Origin of the sequence: Akkermansia muciniphila ATCC BAA-835 (genome assembly GCF_000020225.1) — a bacterium.
In the GTDB taxonomy this organism is placed as follows: domain Bacteria; phylum Verrucomicrobiota; class Verrucomicrobiia; order Verrucomicrobiales; family Akkermansiaceae; genus Akkermansia; species Akkermansia muciniphila.
In genome coordinates, this window is sequence record NC_010655.1 from 330,351 (window position 1) to 353,243 (window position 22,893).

Below are 22,893 nucleotides of genomic sequence, written 5' to 3' on the forward strand. Positions count from 1 at the left end.
TAGTTGGTAAAAAGGTGATTAATGATGATCTCCCAGTTCATTGAGGGCGTCCCACACGCCGCTATTCCTGATCGGGGCAGAACTGTTTACACCCGTTCCCCCCTCTTTGTCCACTCCAAAATACGGAGTTTTCGCCATACAGTCGTTTTCCATGCCTCCGTCAGCACACTTCGGGTATGCCGGAAAATCCAGAACTATTTCTTCCCTCAAGGAATCTGAAACATCCACAACATTCTGTGAATCAATCTGGAAAGAAGCCGCGAAATCACAAACTTCCACCACGTAGTCAAAGTAGCCCAGGCAACGCACACAGCGGAATTTAAAGGGGGCGGAAATATTGCCTCTTACAAACAATTCATTTTCAAATCTCTGCACATGCAGATCAAAAGCAAGAGGACCAATGGAAGTAACCTCTTCATCATCAATGCCGAAAATTTCAGAATCCAGTTCGCCGCTGTATTTTTTCCCTGCCTCCGGCAAGTTCTCCAGTTCTACCAGCAATCTTTTCATGAGTATATCTTACAGGCATACTTAATGCCTGACAAGCAGGCAGGGCGGCACCATTCATGGAAAATGACACATCCGTCCCTCTTTCAGGCAAATGCCCGAATTCGCTCCGGCCTAACCGGGAGGCCATTCCAGCTTGCGGCCTGCCAACAGATGCATGTGCAAATGGGGGACAGCTTCCCCGGCGTCATGCCCATTGTTGATGACCAGGCGAAAGCCACCTTCATCCAGATGAAGAGTCCGGGCAATCCGCCCGACTGCCAGCATCATGTGTCCCAGAAGGGCGGCATCTTCCTTCCCGGCCTCGGAAAGGCGGGGAATGGGCTTGCGCGGAACAAGCAGCAAATGTTCCGGTGCTTGTGGACTAATGTCCCGGAAGCAAACACACAGGTCATCCTGATATACGATGTCCGCGGGGATTTCCCCTGAACAGATTTTTTCAAATAACGTAGCGGCCATAAAATCAAAAAGGAATCTGCAATGACTTTAACATGTTTTGCAAACCGTGGGCAAGTTATTCCCTGACGGCTGAAGCGCGTCGCAGGCGATCCATAATAGCGCGGCCCAGGCCGGATTCCGGAACGGATTCCGCCACAATGACGTCAATAGCTTCATTTTCATCCATCTGTCTCATCAGGGCAAACAGGCGCACGGCAGCTTCTGCCAGCCGCCCGCTGCCGGGACTCATGGCTACCACTTCCGCCCAGTCCCCTTCCCGGGCAAGAGCGGACGTTCCTTCATAGGAAAGCAGGCCGTACTTCACCCCCTCCACCGGGGCAAAATTTTCCCCCGGTTCCAGCAACAGCATAGGTTTGCGCGGGGCGTAATGGCTGGTGAGCTGCCCCGGCGCATCCGCCGGAGATTCTTCCGAAACAGGACGGCAGGAAGGCTTGCGGCGCACCACCTTGACCAGGTTGCGAAATTGTTCCCGGGTCACCGGCCCCTCACGCAGCAATTCCAGAGAGGGCTTGCCCTTCTCGTCAAGCACAGGGCGCACAATCGTGCTTTCCAGCCCCTCGGAACAGGCTCCGGCATCCAGAATCATTTCAATACTGCCCCCCAATTCCTTCTGTACGGCAGAGGCGGAAGTAGGGCTGATATGGCCGAAGCGGTTGGCGCTGGGCGCAGCTATAGGACGCCCCAGCGCTTTCGCCACCCCCCGCATGGCAGGATGAGCGCTTACGCGAACGGCCACCGTAGGAAGGCCGCTGGTTACAATATCCGGAATGATATCCGCCTTTGGCAACACCAAGGTCAGCGGCCCCGGCCAGAATCTGGAGGCAAGCGTATGCACCAGATCTTTCAGCCCCTCCGGAACGGCGGTATATTTTTCCACCTCACTCCCATGATGCACATGAATAATCAGCGGATCAAAAGAAGGCCTTCCCTTGGCTTCAAAAATCCTTGCTACCGCTTCCGGGTTCAAGGCATCCGCCCCCAGGCCGTATACAGTCTCCGTGGGAATCCCTACCAGCGCGCCCGCACCCAGAGCTTCCGCCGCACGGGCATACAGTTTGCGGTTGTCTGACAGGGGATCTACCTCGAACAATTCGGTTTGCATGGCTTTATCCTTGCCTGAAGAAGCTCCTGCGTCAAGCAAGACCTCCTTCCCCTGAAAGGAGAAAACAGACAAATGAATAAGAGCACGTCCTGCGGCCTCATACTTCCCCTCTCTTTTTCCAACTGCCTTTACTTCACTCCACCCTTACGGACTTCCCCGAGTGAAAGCTGGCGCAGGAAAAGGCCATTCCGCTAAAAAGTTGTTTTCTCACGCTACCGGATTGAGTACAATCAAGCCATGAATAGGGCCGCATCAACATCCTTGCCAAACATCATCCTGATCGGGCTGATGGGATGCGGCAAAACTACCATCGGAAAGGAACTGCACCGGGAAACGAACCTTGGTTTTACGGATACGGACCAGTTAATCGAACGCCAGACGGGAATGCACATTCCGCAGATTTTCAAAATTCATGGGGAATCACATTTTCGAGACCTGGAAACCGGAATCCTGCAACAGCTTCAGACGGCCGCCGCACAAAGCCGCATTATTTCCACAGGAGGAGGCATCATTATCAGACCGGAAAACCGGCTGCTACTGAAAAAACTGGGCTTCGTCGTCTGGCTCCATACAGACGTAAACATCCTGTACCAGCGTATTTCCAGATGCACCAACCGCCCCCTGCTCCAACAACCCAATCCCAAGGCCGTGCTGGAACATCTCATGAATGAACGGCATGATTTTTACCAGGAAACGGCGCACTTGACCATTGATACGGCCAATCTCCACATCCATGAAATCGCATTCGGCATTCTGGAATCCGCCAGAGTATTCCGGTCCCGACGGCAATAATGCCGACCCGTTTTTCCGTGAGCGGGAAATTTTCTCTTTCTGATTCATCCTAACGCAAGCGCTTCCGGGGAAGCCCTTTTTCCCGCTCCACGCACAAGAAACAACAAAAGGCGATCCCCATTAAAGGAACGCCTTCAGGAAAATAATAATGCACCGGAAAAGGCTTAAGCCTTACGGGCCTTACGGATCATTGAATTCACCGTTTCAGAGGGCTGTGCTCCGTTGGCAAGCCATTTGTCAACCTTTTCCAGATTGATGGTATAGTTGACGCCTTCCTTCATGGGGTCATAGGAGCCCACTTGCTCAATGTAACGGCCGTCACGACGCGCGCGGCTGTCGACAACGACGATTTTGTAGTAAGGACGGTCCTTGGAACCCTGACGGTTGAGTCTGATTGCTACTGCCATATCAATTATAAATAAAAGGTGTTAATGGAAAACTTGCGCGCCTTGCCACTCACATGCGTGCGCGTTCGGCTTTCCACAGCGGGTGCAGATGTATGCGATATAATGGAGTCATTGTCAATACCAGAGTTATTTTTACAGGAAAAAAGCCTCTCCTCCATTTCTGCATCAGGAAAAATTTTCCACCGCCATGCGGCCAAAAGAATACAGCATGCTGAATCCGAACCCCGCCAGCACAAGGGACAATATTCCATCCAGTATTCCGGCATACCGTCCGTAAAAGGAACGAATGGGCTGCCACCGGAAAACAAGAGCCCACAAAATCCAGCCCGCCGTTCCCGTCGCCACGATTAAAAAACAGATAAAAAGAGCATCGGAAGGATCATGATTTTTTTCCAACAGCGGAGCGGAAAGAGCCACAAAGAAAAACGTGGCCTTGGGATTCATCAGGTTAGTCACCAGAGCATCACGGTAAATACAGGAAGCCGGGGAAATATCCCCGCACCCGGCAAGGAAAGCATTCCTCCCCCTCGGCCATATTTTCTATGCCAAATACAGCATCCAGCAGGAAGCGACGCAAAACAGCCCCACCCCCAGGAAACTGTGAAAAACGGATGCTCCTACTGTACAAGCCAGTGCAGCATGGGCAACTATTCCGGTACCAATGCCCAAAGCAGCCATCACTCCCGCGCCAAAGCCGTAAGCCAGCGTGCTCCGGGTAACAAAAGCCTGGTCGGGCCCCGGAGATGCCTGGGAAAGAAGCAGAATACCTGCGAACATAAGTTCTTCCTTCATGAAACAAAAAAACCCTTATGCCCTGGGATGCGCCTGTCTGTAAACTTCCGCCATTCTGGCACGCGTCACATGCGTGTAAATCTGGGTAGTGGATAAGGAAGCATGGCCCAGCAGTTCCTGGACGGAACGGAGATCCGCCCCTGCCTCCAGAATGTGCGTGGCGAATGTATGCCTGATCTTATGGGGAGAAATGGTAAAAGGAATGGAAGACAGCTTCACATATTTGTTCAGCATCATCTGCACGGAGCGAGCGCTTAACCGGGTTCCTATACGGGAGACAAACAAGGGGGAATTCTTCGGCAGACAGGCCATGGAAACATAAGTTTCCAGAGCAGCCAGAGCAGGAGTTCCCACAGGCAGGATGCGCTCCTTGCGCCCCTTCCCCATTACCTTCACGCCCCGGAAACGGTGGTCCACACTGCCGACATCCAGCCCTACTAATTCACTCAGGCGCATCCCGCAGGAATAAAAAAGTTCCAATATGGCGGCATCACGGTAGGGAAGCCATGCGGGAGCATTGGCGGGAACGGCCGTCTTGTAGGGAAGCTCCAACAATTCCAACATCTGGTTGAGTGTCAGGAAAACGGGAAGCGTTTTTTTCCTTCTGGGAAGGGAAACGCCCGTCATCGGATTCGTCTCCAGCCCGTGCCTCCGCATCATGAAACGGTAAAAACTGCGCAAGGCGGCAAACCTCAGCCGGATGGAAGACGTGGCGGCTTCATCCTTCAGCTCCTGGAAAAGCCAGTCCCTCATCTGGTCCGGCGTACAATTCTCCCACCCTGGGAATGAATCAGCCGCCCAGGCCCTGAACTGGCGCAAGGCGCGGGCGTACACCTCCACCGTATGAGGAGAAGCCTGCTTTTCCACCTCCAGATATTGAAGAAAGTCCTGTTCCGGTTCCAGAGGAATCCTCATCATGAAGAATAAATTACTCCGTACCTTTATCCTTGTCATCCCCGGCATCCACCGGCGACTCCTTCAGCAGCACTTCACTAATATTGGCCCGGATGAACAAATCAATATCGTCCGGTTCTTCCATGGCATACAAAGGGCTGTCTTTATGGCTGTCCGCCAGAGCCTGCTCTCTCTCCACCGGGCTGAGCACACCGTCCTGGTCCAAATCGTAAAGCTCCATCATTTCCTTCATTTTGGCCTGGTACAGAGCCGCGGCATCTTTCATGACAACGGCATGTTCCTCCGGATCAATGCGGCCGTTCCCGTTGGCATCATAATTCTGCAGCAACATGTTACGAGTCAGCAGAAACAATCCGGGAGCAACCATGAAGCGCTTCCGTCCCACCGTGCGAATTTCCACCATGGGCATTTCCACCCCCTCTGCCGGAGGGGGGAGCGGAGGAATTTCCTTCCTCTCGGCGGGAGGGTAAAACGGAATTCCGTCTCTCTTGTCCGGCCCGGCATCCGGCCTGCGCACCCCGCGCCGCTTCTCTACATGTTCCCGGAAAGCCCTGCACTCTTCCGGGGAAAGCCTTCCGTCCCCATCCTTATCAAACTTCCTCAGGAAGGCTTTTCTGGCCTCCCTCCGCGCAGAGCGGGCATCCTCCACCAACCGGGCCTTGTCCTGTTCGGACAAAATTCCCGTACTCGTGCTGTCATAGCGGTCCAAAACCATTTGGCGGATGAGCAAAGTCACCTGAAGGCATTCCAGTCCGGGCCTGGGGACAGTTTCCATTTTCCCGCGGTCACCGGAAGCCACGGATTGCCCTGCCGCAAACGGGAACAGACCGAACGCCAGCGCTGCGGAACATGACAAGATAAACATGTGGAGCAATCTCATAACCACTTTTACTAACCCCGCCGGAAAAAGACGGTTTCAAAAATAAACATCCGCCCCTGCCGGCGGGCGACACGGGCGGATGCAGGAAACGTACGGAAAGCGGAAAAACTTACTTCTCCACTTGAACGATCGCGTTCTTTTCCAATTCAATCACCACGCCTTCCGCAATCTTGAGAGAAACGGTGCGCTCATTCACCTTCTCCACAAAACCGTGCAGCCCTGCGTTTGTAATCACCTTGTCCCCGCGCTGCAGGGCTGCGATGCGCGCCTGCTGCTCCTTCTGCGCCTTCCTCTGGGGACGGATCAGCATCACCCAGAACAGGACGATGATAATCACAAACATGAACATGGGGCTGGCGAGAATCTGCTGAAACATATTTGCGGGTTCCTGCCCGGCGGCGCCCGCCGCATCCTGAGCCTGTGCTAACATAAAGATATTCATAAAATGTCGTTTGCTTTATACCGCGCGATAAACGAATCCTTGAAGGGACCGAACGTGCCGGCGGCTATGGCCTCGCGCGCCTGGGCCATCAGCCGGAGATAGAATTCCAGATTCTGAAAAGAAAGCAATCTTAAAGCGAGTATTTCACCGGCTTTAAACAAATGCCGCACGTAAGCGCGGGAAAATTGCGTGACATGCGGATGTCCCTCCGGGTCAATTGGGCGGGAATCCGTCGCCCAGCGCTGATTCTTGATATGCATGGGGCCGTCCGGAGTCAGCGCCACGCCGTGGCGAGCCAGGCGGGTAGGCATTACGCAGTCAAACATATCCACGCCGCGGGCAACCATTTCCAGCAATTGGGGGGGGGTGCCCAGCCCCATGGCGTACCGGGGCTTCTCCTCCGGCAGCCAGGGAGCGGAATGATCAATGGCGCGGAGCATTTCATCCTCCGGCTCTCCCACGGAAACGCCGCCGATGGCGTACCCGTCAAAATCCATGGCGGCCAGTTCTTCCGCGCACTTCTTTCTTAAATCCGCATACACGGAACCCTGCACAATACCGAAATGGTGCTGACGCCCTTCCCCGGAACGGGGGCGATGTTCCTGCACCCACGCCTTGCAGCGGCGGGCCCAACGAAGCGTGTACCCCAGGGAGGCTTCCGCGTACTTCCTGTCGCAGGGATAAGGGGGGCACTCGTCAAATAGCATGGCGATATCACTGCCCAGGTCCGCCTGGATCTCCATGGACCGCTCCGGGCTCAGCATCATGTACGCCCCGTCCAAATGGTTCTGGAAACGCACCCCTTCTTCCGTAATTTTACGGAGCTTGGCAAGAGACCAGACCTGGAACCCGCCGGAATCCGTCAAAATAGGGCGGTTCCAGGAGGAAAATTTGTGTAATCCGCCCATTTGCCTAATTAAAGCGGAACCGGGGCGCAGGGACAAATGATAGGTATTTCCCAGAATAATCTCAGCTCCCAGCATCTCCAAATCCTGCGGATGCATGGTTTTCACGGAACCCTGCGTTCCCACCGGCATGAAAATGGGGGTGGGAACCCGTCCATGCGGCAACTCAAGCGACCCCAGGCGCGCAGCCGTGGAGGAATCTTTCTGATGAAGTATAAAAGGCATCGGAATCAGACTTTCTGCAATTTGATAAAGCGGGCGCGGTAAATCGGCTTTCTCATGGCCTCCCATTGAAGCTGGAAATCCGTACGGGGATAAAAAAATTCGTCCTCATCCCAACTGGCACGGCTAAACAGACCGCTGCGCGCCACATGGTCCAGCACCCACAGAAAATATCCTTCATGATCCGTCTTGAACAGGAACTCCCCGCCATCGGACAGGGAACGGTGAAGCACGGGAAGAAAATCCTCCTGCACCAGCCGGTTCTTATGATGCCTCTCCTTGGGCCAAGGATCCGGACATAAATAATGCAGCCGGGAAATGCAGCCGGGCTGCATCATCCATTCCAGAAAGTAACGGCTTTCCACGCGAAACACCTTCACGTTATCCAACCCGCGGACGGCCGCCCGGGAACAAACCCCCCGTACGCGGCCCAAAAGCCGTTCTATTCCCAGAAAACGGCGCTCCGGATAATGGGCCGCCATCTGAAGCAGGAATCCTCCATCCCCACACCCCAAATCAACCTCAAACGGACCATCCGCGCCAAAAATATCAGAAGGCGCCAGCACCTTGAAAAAATCGTCTGGAATAAAGGCCGGATTTATCATGGGAATCAACGTGCGGATAAGATGCGTTACAAAACGGACTCTGTCAAACGAGAAGACCCTCTCCCCGCAAGCATGGCGGGAAGAGGCCCGGAAAAACGGAAAAAATAAGCCAGAACGGCCCGGAACCGTCAGCTCCGGCAATAAAGGCGATTATAAATTTTACGGTCAAAACGGTAATAGCGCGCGGCGCGGTGGGGAACCCCCTCCTCCTTCTCATCCAGCGGCACAATGTAGGGGCGGGAAGCGATCTTTTTGTGGAAATTACGCACATCCATGGGCTTGCCGTGAATCTCCTCATTCAGCCGCCGGAGCTGAAGAGCCGTAAACTTGGCAGGCAGCATGTCATAAATCAGCGCAGGCTCCTTCTTCACGGAAGAACGCACTCTCTCCAGCGCCAGGTCAATAATATCCCGGTGATCAAACGCCAGTTCCGGCAAATCATCTACAGGAACCCAGCGGGTCTTGTGGCTTTCCATCAGTTTGCGCAGCTTGGTGGAAATCCTGAGCATGGCCATGTAGGCCACCGTCACCAGGCGTCCTATCTTCTGGCCGGAAACAGCCTCCACCCATGCCCTGTCCTCCGGATTCTTGATGCGCGATGGCGCACCGAAGGTATGGAACTGTTCCAAATGGGGGGAAGACATGCCGGTCATGTCAAACAAAACGCGGCGGGCAGCAGCATCCAGTTCTTCCTCCTCATAAATCAAATCGCCGGGCAATTTGGAAATGGTGCCGGTATGGCCGGGTTCAAATTGCGTCTTCTCAACCAGAAGAACTTTCAAACCTTCTTCATCGAACCCGATCAACACACAATCCACTGAGAGATGCGGATAAAATGCCTGCCTGCTCATTATGTTATCTATTATTGTAGTAAGTTCCCAGAATCGCACCAACGCTACGCAAGCGAACCAGCCAAGTCAACCAAAATCAAAATAGAAACGGCAATGAAAAGCCGGCCCGCTTGGCCCCGGGAAACATCACGCCACTTCCGGAAGACTGCTTTTCACGGGCGGAAAAACGCGCCCGCGTCTTGCATTTCATCATCTCCCCGTCCATATAATAAAATCATGCAGACAGGTATCCTCAGGGGAATGTCCGTGCTGGCCGGGCTGCTATGGCTGGCATCCTGCTCGTCCTCTCCCAAAAGCCGGGATTATCCGGGCTACATGACCCGCCCCTATACCATCCGGGGGCACCGCTACCATCCCATGAACGTGGAACAGGCGCTGGCGTATGAACAAACGGGAATTGCCTCCCATTACAATGAATGCGCCCTTTGGGGGCTCGTCAGCGGAAAAACGGCGATCGGAGAAAACGTGCGCCCCTGGCACCTGCACGCAGCGCATCCCACCCTTCCCCTCCCGTGCGAAGTGCTCGTTCAATCCCTTCGAACAGGCAAAACCGTAAAAGTCCGCGTAAACGACCGGGGCCCCTTCATCAAAAACAGAATCATAGATCTTAGTGAAGAAGCCGCAGAACGGCTGGACATGAAGCACCATGGGCTGGACAAAGTCAGAATCACCGTCCTTTCCGTAGGAGACGGGAAATGGAAAAAAGAAGCGCCCCCTTGCGCCACTCCGGCCTGATTCCCTACTTCAACACATTCCGTGTGGTCTTAAAATGCATCTTGGCCACCTTGGGCAGCATTTCTTCCCCATGCAGGGCCACCAGCTGGCGCGCAGCTTTCACCACTTGGCCGGAAGCTCCCAGCGGCAACTTCATGCCGGCGCCCTCTCCCGCCGCATCCATCCAGTTCACAAAACGTTCGCGCGCCAGAATAGATGCCGCAGCCACAGCAATATCACTCTCCGCCCGGACACGCTGTTCCAGCCGGACACACACCTTTTTGGCGGCAAGCGCCCTCTTCAGAACAAACGGATTGGCGAACTGGTCGCTCAATGCCATGGGACAATCCGGCACCTTGGCCGCCAGCCCCTCAATCACCGTAGCATGCCCCCAGGCGAGAAAACGGTTCAAATTCCCGAACTCCGGATAAAGCTGGTTATACCGTTCCGGGCCAATGCTTACCAGATGAAACCGGATGCCCGGCACCCTGCGGATCCCCTCCGCCAGGCAACGGATTCTGGATGAAGACCCTACCAGCTTGCTGTCACAAACGCCCAGCTTGCGCAATGCGGCGCCGATGCCCCCGTCCACATAAACGCCGGCCACCACCAGCGGGCCGAAGTAATCTCCCTTTCCGCTCTCGTCAATCCCGAAGTGGGGAACAAAACCGCATCCTTTTTCCATCTCTTCCGGCTGGGCCAAAACTCCGGTCACCTGCGGTTCCAGCGTAAACTCTATAAAATCATCCGTTCCCTTTCCCTGCAGAAGAAGCTTGTTCTTCTTCTCGTAAACCGTCGCCAGCAGGGAAGGCCCGGCAAATGAAAAACGCGCATAGGGAATCTCTCTTCTTTCAAACCCCTTTTCCTCAAGAATGGACTCAAGCCTTCCGGCCTGGGCGTCAGTCAGCATGGTTGTAAACGTGGTTCGCATATATCCTTCCCGGAGCCGGAACACTCCGGGGCAAGCAATGGAAGCATCCCAACCATTCCGGTCAAGCAAAATTCCCGCATCACGCGGTTGAGGACGTAAAAATCAAGCATGCCACGGATTATGTGATTTTTTAGGAGACAAATCATGCACGCTGAACTATAAAACTCATACATTCATATCATTCTGCACTCCATATGGCTAAAACATTAACAAAACGAGACCTCGTTAACAAAATCAGCGCCGAAACCAACTTCACTCAGATTGAAGTGTTCGACATCGTACAGCGTGCCGTGGACATTATCTCCAGCACCCTTGCTGAAGGCGACCGTGTGGTGATTCGCAATTTCGGAACCTTCCAGGTGAAGGAAGTGAAGCCCAAAGTAGGCCGCAACCCCAAAAATCCCGACCAGGATGTGCCGATTCCGGCCCGCTCCGTTGTCAAATTCAAGGTTGGCAAGGAATTGAAGGATCAGGTCGCCAAGCTGACCGCCTCCAAGTAATCCCCACAGGGATCAGACAGATTACTCCGGGCGCCTCCATCAAACAATGGAGGCGCCTTTTTGTTTGCAATTTGCGCGGCATTCGGGAATATAAGGGAACGTGAGCATGTTCCGGATACAGCACCTTCTTCTGATCACCGTAGCAGCACTTTGCTCCTGTGCTACAGAACGCACGGTAGCTACAAACTTTCAGCCCCGGCAACGCCCTGATTCGGAAAAAACGGACGCAGAGCTGATGGATGCCCTGGAAGCGAAATTCGCCGGCGGCTTCGGCCAGCAGACGGACAAGGAAGGAAACACCAGGATGGTGTCCCAAAAACGGAGTTCCTTTGAAGGGCTCCGGTACAGCGGCAACACGTCTCAAATCGAAAAAAAGGCTTTTGAAACCGCATCCTTTGAAAAAAAGAAATTTGACGGTGCCTCCACCCGGTTTGAAACGAAGAAATGGGACGGCATCAAATCCTTCACGGATGATAAACTGGAAACACCGGACTTCATCGCCCGCGCCAGGGGAGTAAATACCCACTCCTGGCAGGATGCCTCCAAACAATACGCCACGCAGCAATCCGACTTTCATGGACGCTCCTGGAAAGATGCGGACAAGCGCCTCGGCCACACTGTCAACCGGGACATTGAAGCCAAGAGACAAAGCTTTGGACAGCCAACTATCATGAGTGCGCGGCAGGCCCAGGCGCATACTATTCAGGAAACGCGGGAAATGATGGGACGCACGGACTGATGCGCCGATGTTTCGGACGTGATCCCATGCCACATTTCAGATTCGACATTGTTTTCAGCCGCCATCTATAATTCTGCCCGTGAGTGCCAAAGACGTTCCTCCTTCCATCACCCTGCCTACCAGCGACTACTATACCATTGTCAAAATGAGCAATCATGCCGTCGTGGGAGTATTCCGCCAGCATGTCTTTGCGCGCCGCAGCACGCGCCGTTATGCGCCCCCCATCCCTGAAGAACACGACTCCTATTGCGTTAAAAGAACTCCGGAGCGTGTCATGGTCCAAATCTTTCATGACGGCAACGAAGTTTACCGTTGCATTTTTGTGCCGCCTGCCGATTATTGACGGCAGGACAACCATGAAAGCTCCTTTTTTCAGTCCGGCCTTCTGCCTCATTACAAGCCTGATTACAGCCTGCTCTTCTCCCTCCGGCCCCAATGCGTGGACGCCGGTCACTTCCGGTCCTCCGCGTGCGCCCATCCCCCAGAACGAAGTTCTGGTCATTGACGAATACCCCATGGGGGAATACACCAACGTGGGGCATTTTAACGGGCCGGAAGGGCGCATTGTCCATGTCTCTATGGAAGACAAGGAACTAATCGACTACTTCACCAAGGAAGCTGCGGCCATGGGGGGCAATACCGTCGTCATCAGGGAACCGCGCATCCGCTACCGTTCCGGCGAAGGCAAGAGCAGCCGGGTGGACGTCATCTATGTTCGGGAAGAAATGGGAACACACGGTGCGGAAGACCTGGGCATGGACTCGCTCCCCATTGATGAAGAATCTCTGCGGATTTATTAGAGCCGCCGGAAACGTCCCAGGTGCCATTTCCTGCCCGGAGTTTTTTCAGCTCTTTTTATTGGCCGCACCGCAATGTGGGCACTCCGCACGGGAATTCCCCTTCTCCATATAAAACCGGAATCCGCATATCCGGCACTGGAACTTGCGCCTCCGATCCAGGAAAGATCGTATCCATCCCACAGCCAGGCAAACAGACACCACAGCGCAAAAACCGCCGGCGCCCAGTAAAAACAGGCGCATCAAAAAATCTTGGAGGGTCATATTCACGGCTCTTCCTCCTTCCATTCGATGGACATGGTGCCGCTCCGCGGCTCCCGGGACGGAACCCAGCGCAAAGACCGGGCGAACCTCATTGCGGACTCATCCGCTCCATTACTTCCGGAAGACTCCAGTAACAAAACTTGAGAAGGAACGCCCCATACATCCACCACCACAAAAAAATCACTCCTCAGCCCCGTGTGATCTTCACTTCTGGAAAAACCGGACAGGGAGCCGGCTGTAACAATCCGTCCATCCAGCCCCGGGGAACAAAAAGACAAATAGGGAATGCATGTTCCGGAAATCTCCAAGGAAGGATTCATCATGGCGCGTATATGAAAATCCGGATGCTGCCACATACGCCAGACCTGATCCGCCACAGTGGGCACGGACACGGGGGGGAGAGGGGCCAGAGGCGTATCTGCGGAACGCGGAGAAGGCAAAGTCACACCCATTTCCCCGGTCGGGCCGGCCGTCACCGGATCAGCCCAAACGGGGCCTCTCACAGGCAGAGGAGTATTGCGCAGCACATACTGATGCAGGCGCGGATTATCTGCAGGCAGCAGCACCACGGCACCCGGCTGATCTCCCCTGCTGCGGATTTCCGGCACCTCCACATGGACAAAAAGGCCGGCGGCAAAAGCGCAAACGCCAAAAAAAAGCATCCACAGAAAAATACGCCAGCGCAACAGGCCGGTTTCCCTCCAGTCAAACGTCAATCCCAAATGAAGGTCGAAAATTTTATCCCGGCTCTTTTTATTCAGCTTCATGAGGTAACAAGGGAAAAAATCAATCCGCGGGCTCGGCGGCAATATAACACGTCATCCCCTTGGCAAGCACCATATCCACCAGCTGCTGTTCCAGGGCCCGTGAAACGGAATCATCCAAACGCAGGGCAATCCCCATACGGCTCCCATTCTCCCCATGCTCCCGGGAAATCCGGTCCAATTCTGAGGAAACGCCGGGCAGCCCGCCTTCAATCAGGCGGTTTCCGATATAAAAAGCGGGCTGGTCGCCAGCCGTAACTGAAATAAACTCAACATCCCCCACAATATTCATCAGAAAATGGGAAGAAGGAGCCTTTACCTCATACCCGTACGCCATTCCCACACGGGAAGTCATGATCGTCAGCACGCAGACAAGAACAACCAAATCCAGCAGGACGACCACCTGAATGAAAAACGCCCCGGCGGGCAATGTTGAACGGGTCTTGATCTGCATGCCTTTCCTCCTTCCCTGTTGCACTCACACGCCCCGGCCGTTCATGCTCTCTCCGGCCTCGCGCCTCTGCCGGGCATCACACACCAGGCAAACGGCCTCCGTGCCGGCCCGTTCCAGGGAATGTACAATCTGGCGGGAGCGGGAGGCCAGGTAGGAATAAAACAAATAAGCGGGAATAGCAATGCTCAGCCCCAGGGCGGAACTAAGCAGGGCCTGGTAAACGGCATCCGACATGGCAAGAGAGGGAGCCTTCCCTTCCAGAACCCCCGGCTGGGAATAAAATCCCACCAGCCCCTGGATCGTCCCCAGCACGCCGACTAGCGGGCTCACCGTAGCCACTACCAGCAATCCGCGGATATTCTTTTCAATCTGAAACACTTCCATCTGAACGGAATCCTCTGCCACAGTCCGTAGTTCTTCACGCCTCAATCCGGCATGCGCCAGCACGGAAGAAACCACGCGGGCCGCAGGTCCCGGTAAAATGGAAGCCTCATGCCGGGCTTCATCCGTCTTTCCGGCATTTACCAGCTTGGAAATACCTCTTAAAAAATCTCCAGTATTAATTTGAATCCTGTGAAAATACAAAATCCGCTCCGCGACAACCGCCAGCGCATAAACGGCCAGAACGCTCAAAACCCAGAACAACGGACCTATCTTGATGATCAATTCATTCATAACCCTCTTTCTCGCGTTAGATCATGCACACTTCCCATGTAAATTCAACTCAAACCTATGTGGCCCGGCAGCCGAGCTTCTGCAGCAGCCGCGTTCCCGCCCATAATAAGACGGAACCAAGCCACAGCAAGGAACCGAAACTCAGGAGCCATACCGCATCAAACAGGCACATGCCGGAAAGCAGCACCGTCACAGCCCTTTGAACCCGGGGCCTGCCCGCCTCACGCCGTGCTACGGCGGAAATCACGCAGGTAAACAAAAACAGGCCGAAAGCATACCACAGCAAGGCCGGAGGAGGAACGGACTCTCCACCCGAACGGGCAAATGCCAGGCCGGCGGCCAGCACCCACACCCCGCGGCACAACCCCATCAAAACAATGGAGCCGCTCCACAGTTTATGGAACACATTATACAGGGAAATCACAATCAGCAGCAAAGCCCCCACGGCAAATTCCCCGCCCAGCGCCATGTTCAGCACCAGGCCGGACAACCCGGCCGCCAAAGACAACAGCCTCAGTACGGAAACGCTCACCGCGCCGCACGGCACGGGGCGGTCCGGATAACGGGCGGCATCCCACCTGGCGTCCACACGGTCATTCTCCCACATGCCATACAAATAAAAGCACAGCCCCATCAGCACTACGCCCCCATACAGGGCGGGAGGCGGCAGCTCCGCCCCACGGACGGAAGCCCACGCCGCCGCCGCGTTGGTAAACAGCGTGGGAATATTGGCCGGACGGGAGGAACGGAGCACTCCTCTCAATAAACGGCAATCATGCATCGCCGCATACTGTACAGGGAAAAACGGCGATGACCAAGCACATCCACAGTCAGCAAAAGTGCAGGAACCGGCATCCCGCCCATGCCGGGCAGCATCCATACATACCCAGAAATAGATTGTCTTTGCAGGGCTGTCCCCTATCATGCCGGAGGCATTAAAAATACTCTTCTCTCCCCCCATGAATATCAGGACCCACATCCAGGCGCTTCTCATCTGTACCATGCCCCTGTCCGCACAGGGGCAAAGCATCGTGGATTCACGGGCCTCCCTTCCACGAGCCGTCCAGCTTCACGGGGATGAAGGCAGGGAAACGGTGCGGCCAGACGAATCCAAGCGCATCTCTCCGAAAGAAGCGCCGGCATCCCGTGTTCAGCCCCAGCGGATCGTCAACCGGATTGCCGCCACAGTCAACGGCCGTCCCATCACGGCCAATGAGGTCAGCGTGCGTCTCATGCCCATCGGAGCACAGCTCGCGGCCCAGTATCCCAAACAGGGGCCCGAATTCTACAAGCAACTGGCCCTGGCGAAAAAAAACATCATTGAAGACCTGGTGGAGCGAGAACTGCTCCGCAATGAATTTGAAGGCATGGGCGGCGTCATTAGGGACTCTCTCATTGACCAGGAAGTCAACCGCACCATCCTGACCACCTTTAACGGAGATCGTTCCGCCTTCCTGAAAAACCTGAGCCTCTCCGGCATGACCATCCGCGCTTTCCGGGAAATGACGAAAAAACAGCTTCAGGTTCAAATCATGCGGGCTTCCAAATACGACCAGGAAATACCGCCTACTCCGGAGGAAATACAGCAGGAATACGAATCTACCAAAGAACAATACCGGGACCTGACCAAAGACAAAATCAAATTCAAGAAAATCTTCATTCCCATGCTGGGGGATGACTCCGCCTCCACGCCGGAAGTACAGCTGAACCTGGCGGAACTCATCGCCAAGGAAATCAAATCCAAAAACGCCACCTTTGAGGAAATGGCCAAACGCTACTCCAAGGATCTATATGCGGAAAAAGGCGGTGACTGGCCCGTTACGGAACGCTCCACGCTCTCCCCGGAATCCGCCGCCATCATCTTTGGCGCACAGCCCGGCGAAATCATCGGACCGTTGGTGGACTCCACCGGCTTCACCATCGTATTGGTGGAGAAAAAGGAACTGGCGCCGCCGCCCCCCCTCTCCGCCATCAAGGAGCAGATTGACATCATGGCGCGCAACAAGCGCAGCAATGAACGTTATAAAAAATGGGTGGAACGCCTCCGGAAAAAAGCCATCGTCAAAATATACATCTGATTCTTCTCCTTTCCCCATTGCCGGACCGGCCCATTCAACAAGGCCGGTCCGGCGTTCTCTCTTTCATTTCCCCTGTTTTTCTTTCCGCCAACCGTTCCGTCCGCTCTCCTTCTCCTGCCGGGGGCATCTTCCTCTCGCCCATATCTCTGGAAGACGCCTTCATACATAACTGGACGGCGGCCGCAAGTCATCCCGCCTGACGCGTGGAACCCTGCTGACGTAATCCGGGCAGAAACCGTATCCTGCTGAATAAAAATCTTGCAAGATGGCAGATTTCCAGTCGTAATATCACAGATATGTTCACCAATATTACACGCACGACCCTCTGCATTACTGCGTTCAGCATCGCCAGCCTCATGGCGGCGCCTCTGAATGCAACCAAAACGGAGAGCCTGGATTGGAACTGGAAATTCGCCCGTTTCGGGAAAATGCCGGATGGCAGTACGCAACCGGAACCGGGAAAAGCCATGGGATTCGCCACTGCCACCAGTGAAGAATCCGGCAATCCGGCGGACAATGCCGTGGACGGGGACAAGTCCACCCGCTGGTGTGCCGCCAGTGGCAAAAGCGGAGAAAAAATCACCGTGGACATGGGACGCCCCGTAGATGTAAAAACCGTTAACATCCTGTGGGAAAAACAAAGCAACCATCTTTTCAAGCTGGAAGGCTCCGGTGACGGAAAACGCTGGGCAACTATTGAAGACAAAACTTCCGGGCAAAACGACTCCAAGGAAGACACGGTAGAAAACAAAACCGGCAAACCGCGATACTTCCGCATCACCGTCACGGGCAACAACCAGAGCAACTGGGCCAGCATCCGTGAAATCACCTTTAAAAACGACAAGGGGGAAATTATCCGCCCTCAGGCCGCCGCCGGAACCAGTAAGGCGGACAATCCCTCCAGCCCCTCTTTCAACGACAAAAACTGGCGTTCCTTGAACCTGCCGCACGACTGGGGCGTGGAAGGACCCTTCCGGATGGAAATTGAAAACAGAACCGGAAAACTCCCCTGGGTCGGCATTGGCTGGTACCGCAAAACGCTGGAAATCCCGGCGGACGCCAAGGGCAACCAATTCTATCTGGACTTTGACGGCGTTATGTCCCGCCCCAAAATTTATGTGAACGGACACCTGGCCGGCGAATGGAAATACGGTTACAGCTCCTTCCGCGTGGACATCACGCCCTTCCTGAAATTCGGGCAGCAAAATACCATTGCCGTCAGAGTGGACAATCCCCCCAGCACCTCCCGATGGTATCCGGGCGGCGGCATCTACCGCCATGTGTGGCTCACGGAATCCAACCCTGTGCACATCGAACACTGGGGCGTTTTCGTCAAAACTCCGGAAATCACCAAATCCGCCGCCAAGGTAGAAGTGGACACCACGGTGAAAAACACCACGGACAAAGCCGTCATCCCCACTGTTACTGAAGAAATCCTGGACGGAGGTAAAATCGTAGCCTCCACAACCACCAAAGGGGAAGAAATTCCCGCCGGGGAAAAGGGCAAAATCACCAGTACGCTGACGCTCAAAAACCCCACTCTGTGGACGCTAAACGCTCCCCATCTGTATAAGATGAAAACCACGGTCAGGATGGGAGACAAAGTCATAGACCAAAAATTCACCAACTTCGGCGTAAGAACCGTTGAATGGAAACCCACGGGATTCTACCTTAACGGGGAGCGCGTGCAGCTCAAGGGCGTTTGCCAGCACCATGACCTGGGACCGCTCGGCTCCGCCGCCCACACGCGAGGCTATGAACGCCAGATTGAAATCCTGAAGGAATTCGGCGTCAACTCCATCCGCACGTCCCACAACCCGCCTGCGCCGGAAGTGCTGGACCTGTGCGATAAAATGGGCATCCTGGTCATTGACGAACTTTTCGACGTATGGCAATGCTCCAAAGAAGGCGTCAACAACGAATCCTTTAACGAATGGCATGAACGGGACGTGGTTAACCTCTGCCACCGGGACCGAAACCACCCCTGTGTCATTGCATGGAGTTCGGGAAATGAAGTTCCGGAACAGGGAATGAAAAATCTGCACCATATCTCCCAAACCCTGACGGATCTTTTCCACCGGGAAGACCCCACGCGTAAAGTGACTTCCGGCTGCAACAACGCCAATGCCGCACGCAACGGCTTTGGGGACACCCTGGATGTTTACGGCTATAACTACAAGCCCTGGGCCTACAAGGACTTCGCCAAGGACCGCCCCCACCAGCCGTTCTATGGTGCGGAAACCGCCTCCTGTGTCAGCTCCCGCGGAGAATACTTCTTCCCCGTGGACTGGAACAAAGGCAAGGGATTCTACCTCTACCAGGTCAGTTCCTATGACCTGTACGCCCCCGGCTGGGCCAACCGTCCGGATGTGGAATTCGCCGCTCAGGAAGACAATCCCAACAGCGCGGGAGAATATGTATGGACGGGCTTTGACTACATTGGGGAACCCACCCCGTACAATCTGGACGCCACCAACGCCCTGAACGTGCCGGAAGGGCCGGAACGCGAAAAGCTGATGGCGGAACTCAAAAAACTGGGAGACCGCGCCCCCTCCCGCAGCTCCTACTTCGGCATCGTGGACCTGTGCGGCTTCAAAAAGGACCGCTTCTACATCTACCAGGCCCACTGGAGGCCGGATCTCAAGATGGCGCACATCCTGCCGCACTGGAACTGGCCGGAACGCAAGGGGCAGGTAACGCCCGTGCATGTCTACACCAGCGGGGATGAAGCGGAACTCTTCCTGAATGGGAAATCCCAGGGCGTCCGCAAAAAGGGCACCGGGGAAAAGGACCGCTACCGCCTCGTGTGGGAAGACGTTAAATACACGCCCGGCACCCTCAAAGTAGTCGCCAAAAAGGACGGTAAAATCTGGGCTACGGACACGGTAACCACTACCGGAAAACCTGCGGCGCTCACCCTCAAGCCGGACCGCAATGAAATCAAGGGAGACGGCTATGACCTGTCTTATGTCACCGTAGCCGTCCGCGACGCCCAGGGCCGTATGGTGCCCCGAAGCAAAAACCAGCTCACCTTCAAGGTAAGCGGCCCCGCGGACATCGCCGGCATCTGCAACGGTGATCCCACGGACTTCACCACCATGGCGAATCCGGAAAACAAGAAAATCATGAAAATCAAGGCCTTCAATGGTCTTGCCCAGGTCATTCTGCGCTCCCGCAAGGGAGAATCCGGAAAAGTGACGCTCCAAGTCATCTCCAACGGACTCAAGCCGGCTCAGACAACTGTGACGGTCAAATAAAAAAACAGGAAAAACTCCGTTCCAGCCGCCGGGCTCCATCAGGAACCCGGCGGCTTTTTCATCACATTATTCCGGGGAAAAAGAGCCATCTTTCCACCCTCTCCCGGACAGGTAGGGATTGAAAGAAAAAAACTTTATGCTACCCTTTTGCCCATGTCTGATCTGCCCAAAGCATACGATCCCTCCCTGGTGGAAGAAAAATGGCAATCCCGCTGGATTGAAGAAGGTTGTTTCAAGGCTGACCCGGCTTCTGAAAAGCCTGCCTACTCTGTCGTCATCCCTCCCCCCAACGTCACGGGAGTGCTGCATCTGGGCCATGTACTGAACAACACCATCCAGGACATCCTGGTGCGCCGCGCGCGCCAAAAAGGATATGAAGCCCTCTGGCTGCCCGGAACAGACCATGCCGGAATCGCCACGCAGGTAAGGGTGGAAAAAGACCTCAAACAGACAACGGGCCGGAGCCGCCACGATCTGGGCCGAGAAGCCTTCCTGGAAAAAGTCTGGGAATGGAAAGAAAAACACGGAGGCATCATCATCAACCAGCTCCATAAGCTGGGTTGTTCCTGCGACTGGGACCGCGAACGCTTCACGATGGATGAGGAATACACCAAAGCCGTTGGACAGGTCTTCATTGAACTCTTTAAGGAAGGACTCATCTACCGGGGCCGCCGCATGGTCAACTGGTGCCCTGTATCCCTCACGGCCCTCTCTGATGAAGAAGTCATCATGACTGAGCAGAAAAGCAAGCTCTACACCGTTCTTTACAAACTGGAAGACGGGTCCGGAGCCCTCCATGTAGCCACCACCCGCCCGGAAACCATCATGGCGGACGTGGCTGTGGCCGTCAACCCGAAGGATCCGCGGTACGCCCACCTCATCGGGAAAAACGTCATGCGCCCGCTCAATCCCACCCCTATTCCTATCATCGGAGATGAATATGTAGAAATAGAATTCGGCACGGGCGCTCTGAAAATCACTCCGGCCCATGATAAGGCCGACTTTGAAATAGGCCGGAAATTCAACCTGGAAATTATCGACATCCTTACCCCCGACGGTCATATCAACTGCCCGGAAGTGCCCGAACTCCACGGCATGGACCGCTTTGACGCACGCCGCAAATCCGTGGAAATGCTGGAAGCCTCCGGCCTCATGGTCAACGTTGAAGACTATGATAACAAAGTCGGGTTCTCCGAACGCGCCAATGTCCCGATTGAACCGCGCCTCTCCATGCAGTGGTTCCTCAAATACCCCTGCGTGAAAGAAGCCGCGGACGCCGTAGCGGGAGGGGATATCACTTTTCGCCCCACGCGCTGGGCGAAAACCTACGCCCACTGGCTGGAAAACATTCAGGACTGGTGCATCTCCCGACAGCTCTGGTGGGGCCATCGCATCCCGGTCTGGTACCGCAAAGACAAGGCGGAAGAACTCAGGAACGCCCCGGCGCTGGACGCCTCCGCACTGGAACAGGGCTTCCTCTACGTGGGAACCGAACCGCCCCAGGACCCGGACAACTGGATTCAGGACAACGACGTAATGGACACATGGTTCTCCTCCTGGCTGTGGCCTTTCTCCACCATGGATGAGGAAACCCGCGCCAAATTCTATCCCACTACGGATCTTGTCACGGGACCGGACATCATCTTCTTCTGGGTGGCGCGCATGATTATGGCCGGATACCGTTTCCAGCATGACAAACCGTTCAGCAACGTCTTTTTCACGTCTATCATCCGTGACAAAATCGGGCGTAAAATGAGCAAATCCCTGGGCAACTCCCCGGATCCTCTGGACCTGATCGCCAACTACGGAGCGGACGGCCTCCGCTTCGGACTCATGCGCATCGCCCCCACAGGAACGGACGTGCGCTTTGATGAAAACCAGATCAGCGAAGGCCGCAACTTTGCCAACAAGCTGTACAATGCCACGCGCTTCCGGCTGATGCAGGGAGATGCCAGGGGAGAAACGGCCCCTCACTACTCATCCGTACATATCTCCATTATCTCCAAGCTCAAGCAACTGCATGCAGATGTAGAAAAAGCGCTGGCGGACTACGAATTCAACGCCCTCATCCAAACCCTGTACCAATTCTTCTGGAACGAATACTGCGACCGCTTCCTGGAAGCCGTCAAGGGTGACCTGAAGGACGGGGCGGACCCAGCGGCACAGGCAGCCACGCTCACCACGATGGACACGGTGCTCAGGCACTACCTGGCCCTTCTGCATCCGGTCATGCCTCATATCACGGAAGAACTCTGGGCCTCCCTGGGCTTTGCGGAAAGCAACGGCGGCCTGCCGCTCATGCGCACTCCTCTCCCCTCTGCCGAAAACCTCCTGGCAGGACTTGATGAAAGCCGCATCACCCTGGCGAATACCCAGGCCGCAGCCCTTTATGAAACGGCCAACAAGGCCCGCAACCTGAAAGCGGAATACGACCTTTCCAACAATAAAAACGTCAGCTTCATCCTGAAAACTCCCCACGACGTACCCCAGGATATCCTCTCCCGTCTGGCCATTTTGGCGAACGCCAAATCCGTCATCCGGGACGCAGCTTACTCTTCCCCCAAGGGAACGCCTGCGGCCCTCACGCCGCTTGGGGAACTCTTCCTGCCCCTGGAAGGCCTTATTGACGTGGAAGCGGAAAAGGAACGCCTGGGCAGGGAACTGGACAAAATAGCCAGGGAAATCGCCAAATCCGCGGCCAAGCTGGGTAATGCGGGCTTTGTGGAAAGAGCTCCGGCAGAAGTCGTGAATCAGGAAAAAGCCCGTCTGGCGGACTGGGAGGCAAAACAATCCCAGTTAAAAGGGATGCTTGATTCCCTTTCCTAACCATCTATCATTCCG

The 22,893-nt window shown here is 55.0% G+C and carries 26 protein-coding genes; 9 read left to right on the forward strand and 17 right to left on the reverse strand.

What is annotated here, in order from left to right; translation table 11 throughout:
- Positions 1-18: 18 nt before the first annotated feature.
- The 3 genes from AMUC_RS01525 to AMUC_RS01535 all read right to left on the reverse strand — a co-directional run bounded on the left by AMUC_RS01525 (position 19) and on the right by AMUC_RS01535 (position 2,068).
- Positions 19-510 carry a YceD family protein gene (locus tag AMUC_RS01525; protein WP_012419325.1) on the reverse strand — a complete coding sequence of 164 codons (492 nt, stop codon included), beginning with the start codon at positions 508-510 and terminating at the stop codon, positions 19-21.
- A gap of 111 nt (positions 511-621) precedes the next feature.
- The gene (locus tag AMUC_RS01530) at positions 622-966 is read right to left on the reverse strand and encodes a histidine triad nucleotide-binding protein (RefSeq protein ID WP_012419326.1); all 345 of its coding nucleotides are present in this window, start codon (positions 964-966) and stop codon (positions 622-624) included.
- A gap of 55 nt (positions 967-1,021) precedes the next feature.
- Positions 1,022-2,068 (reverse strand): L-threonylcarbamoyladenylate synthase, encoded by a 1,047-nt coding sequence (locus AMUC_RS01535; protein WP_012419327.1) that lies wholly within the window; start codon positions 2,066-2,068, stop codon positions 1,022-1,024.
- 237 nt (positions 2,069-2,305) lie between these two features.
- Between AMUC_RS01535 and AMUC_RS01540 the strand changes: the two genes are divergently transcribed.
- Positions 2,306-2,860, forward strand: coding sequence for a shikimate kinase (locus AMUC_RS01540; RefSeq protein WP_012419328.1), 555 nt, complete (start codon positions 2,306-2,308; stop codon positions 2,858-2,860).
- 164 nt (positions 2,861-3,024) lie between these two features.
- On the opposite strand, the gene rpsP is transcribed toward AMUC_RS01540, so the two are convergent.
- The 9 genes from rpsP to AMUC_RS01585 all read right to left on the reverse strand — a co-directional run bounded on the left by rpsP (position 3,025) and on the right by AMUC_RS01585 (position 8,879).
- The gene (gene rpsP, locus AMUC_RS01545) at positions 3,025-3,267 is read right to left on the reverse strand and encodes a 30S ribosomal protein S16 (protein WP_012419329.1); all 243 of its coding nucleotides are present in this window, start codon (positions 3,265-3,267) and stop codon (positions 3,025-3,027) included.
- 165 nt (positions 3,268-3,432) lie between these two features.
- Positions 3,433-3,804 (reverse strand): LysE family transporter, encoded by a 372-nt coding sequence (locus tag AMUC_RS01550; RefSeq protein ID WP_306426681.1) that lies wholly within the window; start codon positions 3,802-3,804, stop codon positions 3,433-3,435.
- A gap of 3 nt (positions 3,805-3,807) precedes the next feature.
- The gene (locus AMUC_RS01555; RefSeq protein ID WP_042447541.1) at positions 3,808-4,059 is read right to left on the reverse strand and encodes a hypothetical protein; all 252 of its coding nucleotides are present in this window, start codon (positions 4,057-4,059) and stop codon (positions 3,808-3,810) included.
- A gap of 15 nt (positions 4,060-4,074) precedes the next feature.
- Positions 4,075-4,977 carry a tyrosine recombinase XerC gene (locus AMUC_RS01560; RefSeq protein WP_012419330.1) on the reverse strand — a complete coding sequence of 301 codons (903 nt, stop codon included), beginning with the start codon at positions 4,975-4,977 and terminating at the stop codon, positions 4,075-4,077.
- A 10-nt stretch (positions 4,978-4,987) separates the two neighbouring features.
- Complete coding sequence (locus AMUC_RS01565) at positions 4,988-5,839, reverse strand: EF-hand domain-containing protein (protein WP_012419331.1); 852 nt, start codon at positions 5,837-5,839, stop codon at positions 4,988-4,990.
- A 124-nt stretch (positions 5,840-5,963) separates the two neighbouring features.
- Positions 5,964-6,284: a preprotein translocase subunit YajC gene (gene yajC, locus AMUC_RS01570; protein WP_157738216.1), complete on the reverse strand. Its 321-nt coding sequence runs from the start codon at positions 6,282-6,284 to the stop codon at positions 5,964-5,966.
- 8 nt (positions 6,285-6,292) lie between these two features.
- Positions 6,293-7,426, reverse strand: a complete 1,134-nt coding sequence (tgt, locus tag AMUC_RS01575; RefSeq protein WP_012419333.1) for a tRNA guanosine(34) transglycosylase Tgt — start codon at positions 7,424-7,426, stop codon at positions 6,293-6,295.
- Between the two features lie 5 nt (positions 7,427-7,431).
- Positions 7,432-8,028, reverse strand: coding sequence for a tRNA (guanosine(46)-N7)-methyltransferase TrmB (gene trmB / locus AMUC_RS01580; protein WP_012419334.1), 597 nt, complete (start codon positions 8,026-8,028; stop codon positions 7,432-7,434).
- 128 nt (positions 8,029-8,156) lie between these two features.
- Positions 8,157-8,879, reverse strand: a complete 723-nt coding sequence (locus AMUC_RS01585) for an NUDIX hydrolase (RefSeq protein ID WP_012419335.1) — start codon at positions 8,877-8,879, stop codon at positions 8,157-8,159.
- A 216-nt stretch (positions 8,880-9,095) separates the two neighbouring features.
- Between AMUC_RS01585 and AMUC_RS12290 the strand changes: the two genes are divergently transcribed.
- Complete coding sequence (locus tag AMUC_RS12290) at positions 9,096-9,614, forward strand: septal ring lytic transglycosylase RlpA family protein (RefSeq protein ID WP_012419336.1); 519 nt, start codon at positions 9,096-9,098, stop codon at positions 9,612-9,614.
- Between the two features lie 4 nt (positions 9,615-9,618).
- On the opposite strand, the gene rnhC is transcribed toward AMUC_RS12290, so the two are convergent.
- Entirely contained in the window at positions 9,619-10,503 is an 885-nt protein-coding gene (gene rnhC, locus AMUC_RS01595) for a ribonuclease HIII (RefSeq protein WP_012419337.1), read from the reverse strand.
- 188 nt (positions 10,504-10,691) lie between these two features.
- Between rnhC and AMUC_RS01600 the strand changes: the two genes are divergently transcribed.
- The 4 genes from AMUC_RS01600 to AMUC_RS01615 all read left to right on the forward strand — a co-directional run bounded on the left by AMUC_RS01600 (position 10,692) and on the right by AMUC_RS01615 (position 12,563).
- Positions 10,692-11,024 carry an HU family DNA-binding protein gene (locus AMUC_RS01600; protein ID WP_256150996.1) on the forward strand — a complete coding sequence of 111 codons (333 nt, stop codon included), beginning with the start codon at positions 10,692-10,694 and terminating at the stop codon, positions 11,022-11,024.
- Positions 11,025-11,130: 106 nt separating this feature from the next.
- Entirely contained in the window at positions 11,131-11,763 is a 633-nt protein-coding gene (locus AMUC_RS01605; protein ID WP_042447543.1) for a hypothetical protein, read from the forward strand.
- Between the two features lie 79 nt (positions 11,764-11,842).
- A complete protein-coding gene (locus tag AMUC_RS01610; RefSeq protein WP_012419340.1) occupies positions 11,843-12,106 on the forward strand; it encodes a hypothetical protein in 264 nt (87 codons plus the stop codon).
- Positions 12,107-12,119: 13 nt separating this feature from the next.
- The gene (locus AMUC_RS01615; RefSeq protein ID WP_012419341.1) at positions 12,120-12,563 is read left to right on the forward strand and encodes a hypothetical protein; all 444 of its coding nucleotides are present in this window, start codon (positions 12,120-12,122) and stop codon (positions 12,561-12,563) included.
- A 263-nt stretch (positions 12,564-12,826) separates the two neighbouring features.
- Here AMUC_RS01615 and AMUC_RS01625 read toward each other — a convergent pair whose 3' ends face one another.
- From AMUC_RS01625 to AMUC_RS11730, 4 genes are read right to left on the reverse strand one after another with little or no spacing between them, the layout of a single operon-like run.
- Positions 12,827-13,591, reverse strand: coding sequence for an energy transducer TonB (locus AMUC_RS01625; protein ID WP_012419342.1), 765 nt, complete (start codon positions 13,589-13,591; stop codon positions 12,827-12,829).
- 19 nt (positions 13,592-13,610) lie between these two features.
- Positions 13,611-14,042, reverse strand: a complete 432-nt coding sequence (locus AMUC_RS01630) for a hypothetical protein (RefSeq protein WP_012419343.1) — start codon at positions 14,040-14,042, stop codon at positions 13,611-13,613.
- A 24-nt stretch (positions 14,043-14,066) separates the two neighbouring features.
- Positions 14,067-14,717, reverse strand: coding sequence for a MotA/TolQ/ExbB proton channel family protein (locus AMUC_RS01635; RefSeq protein WP_012419344.1), 651 nt, complete (start codon positions 14,715-14,717; stop codon positions 14,067-14,069).
- A 55-nt stretch (positions 14,718-14,772) separates the two neighbouring features.
- On the reverse strand, positions 14,773-15,498 hold the full coding sequence (locus AMUC_RS11730; protein WP_012419345.1) for a UbiA family prenyltransferase: 726 nt from the start codon (positions 15,496-15,498) through the stop codon (positions 14,773-14,775).
- 178 nt (positions 15,499-15,676) lie between these two features.
- Here AMUC_RS11730 and AMUC_RS01645 point away from each other — a divergent pair, with 178 nt between their 5' ends.
- The 3 genes from AMUC_RS01645 (at position 15,677) to AMUC_RS01660 (ending at position 22,878) form a co-directional block, all read left to right on the forward strand.
- Positions 15,677-16,795 (forward strand): peptidylprolyl isomerase, encoded by a 1,119-nt coding sequence (locus tag AMUC_RS01645; RefSeq protein ID WP_042447544.1) that lies wholly within the window; start codon positions 15,677-15,679, stop codon positions 16,793-16,795.
- A gap of 296 nt (positions 16,796-17,091) precedes the next feature.
- Complete coding sequence (gene galB / locus AMUC_RS01655; RefSeq protein ID WP_012419347.1) at positions 17,092-20,052, forward strand: beta-galactosidase GalB; 2,961 nt, start codon at positions 17,092-17,094, stop codon at positions 20,050-20,052.
- A gap of 153 nt (positions 20,053-20,205) precedes the next feature.
- Positions 20,206-22,878: a valine--tRNA ligase gene (locus AMUC_RS01660; RefSeq protein WP_012419348.1), complete on the forward strand. Its 2,673-nt coding sequence runs from the start codon at positions 20,206-20,208 to the stop codon at positions 22,876-22,878.
- Positions 22,879-22,893: the final 15 nt, after the last annotated feature.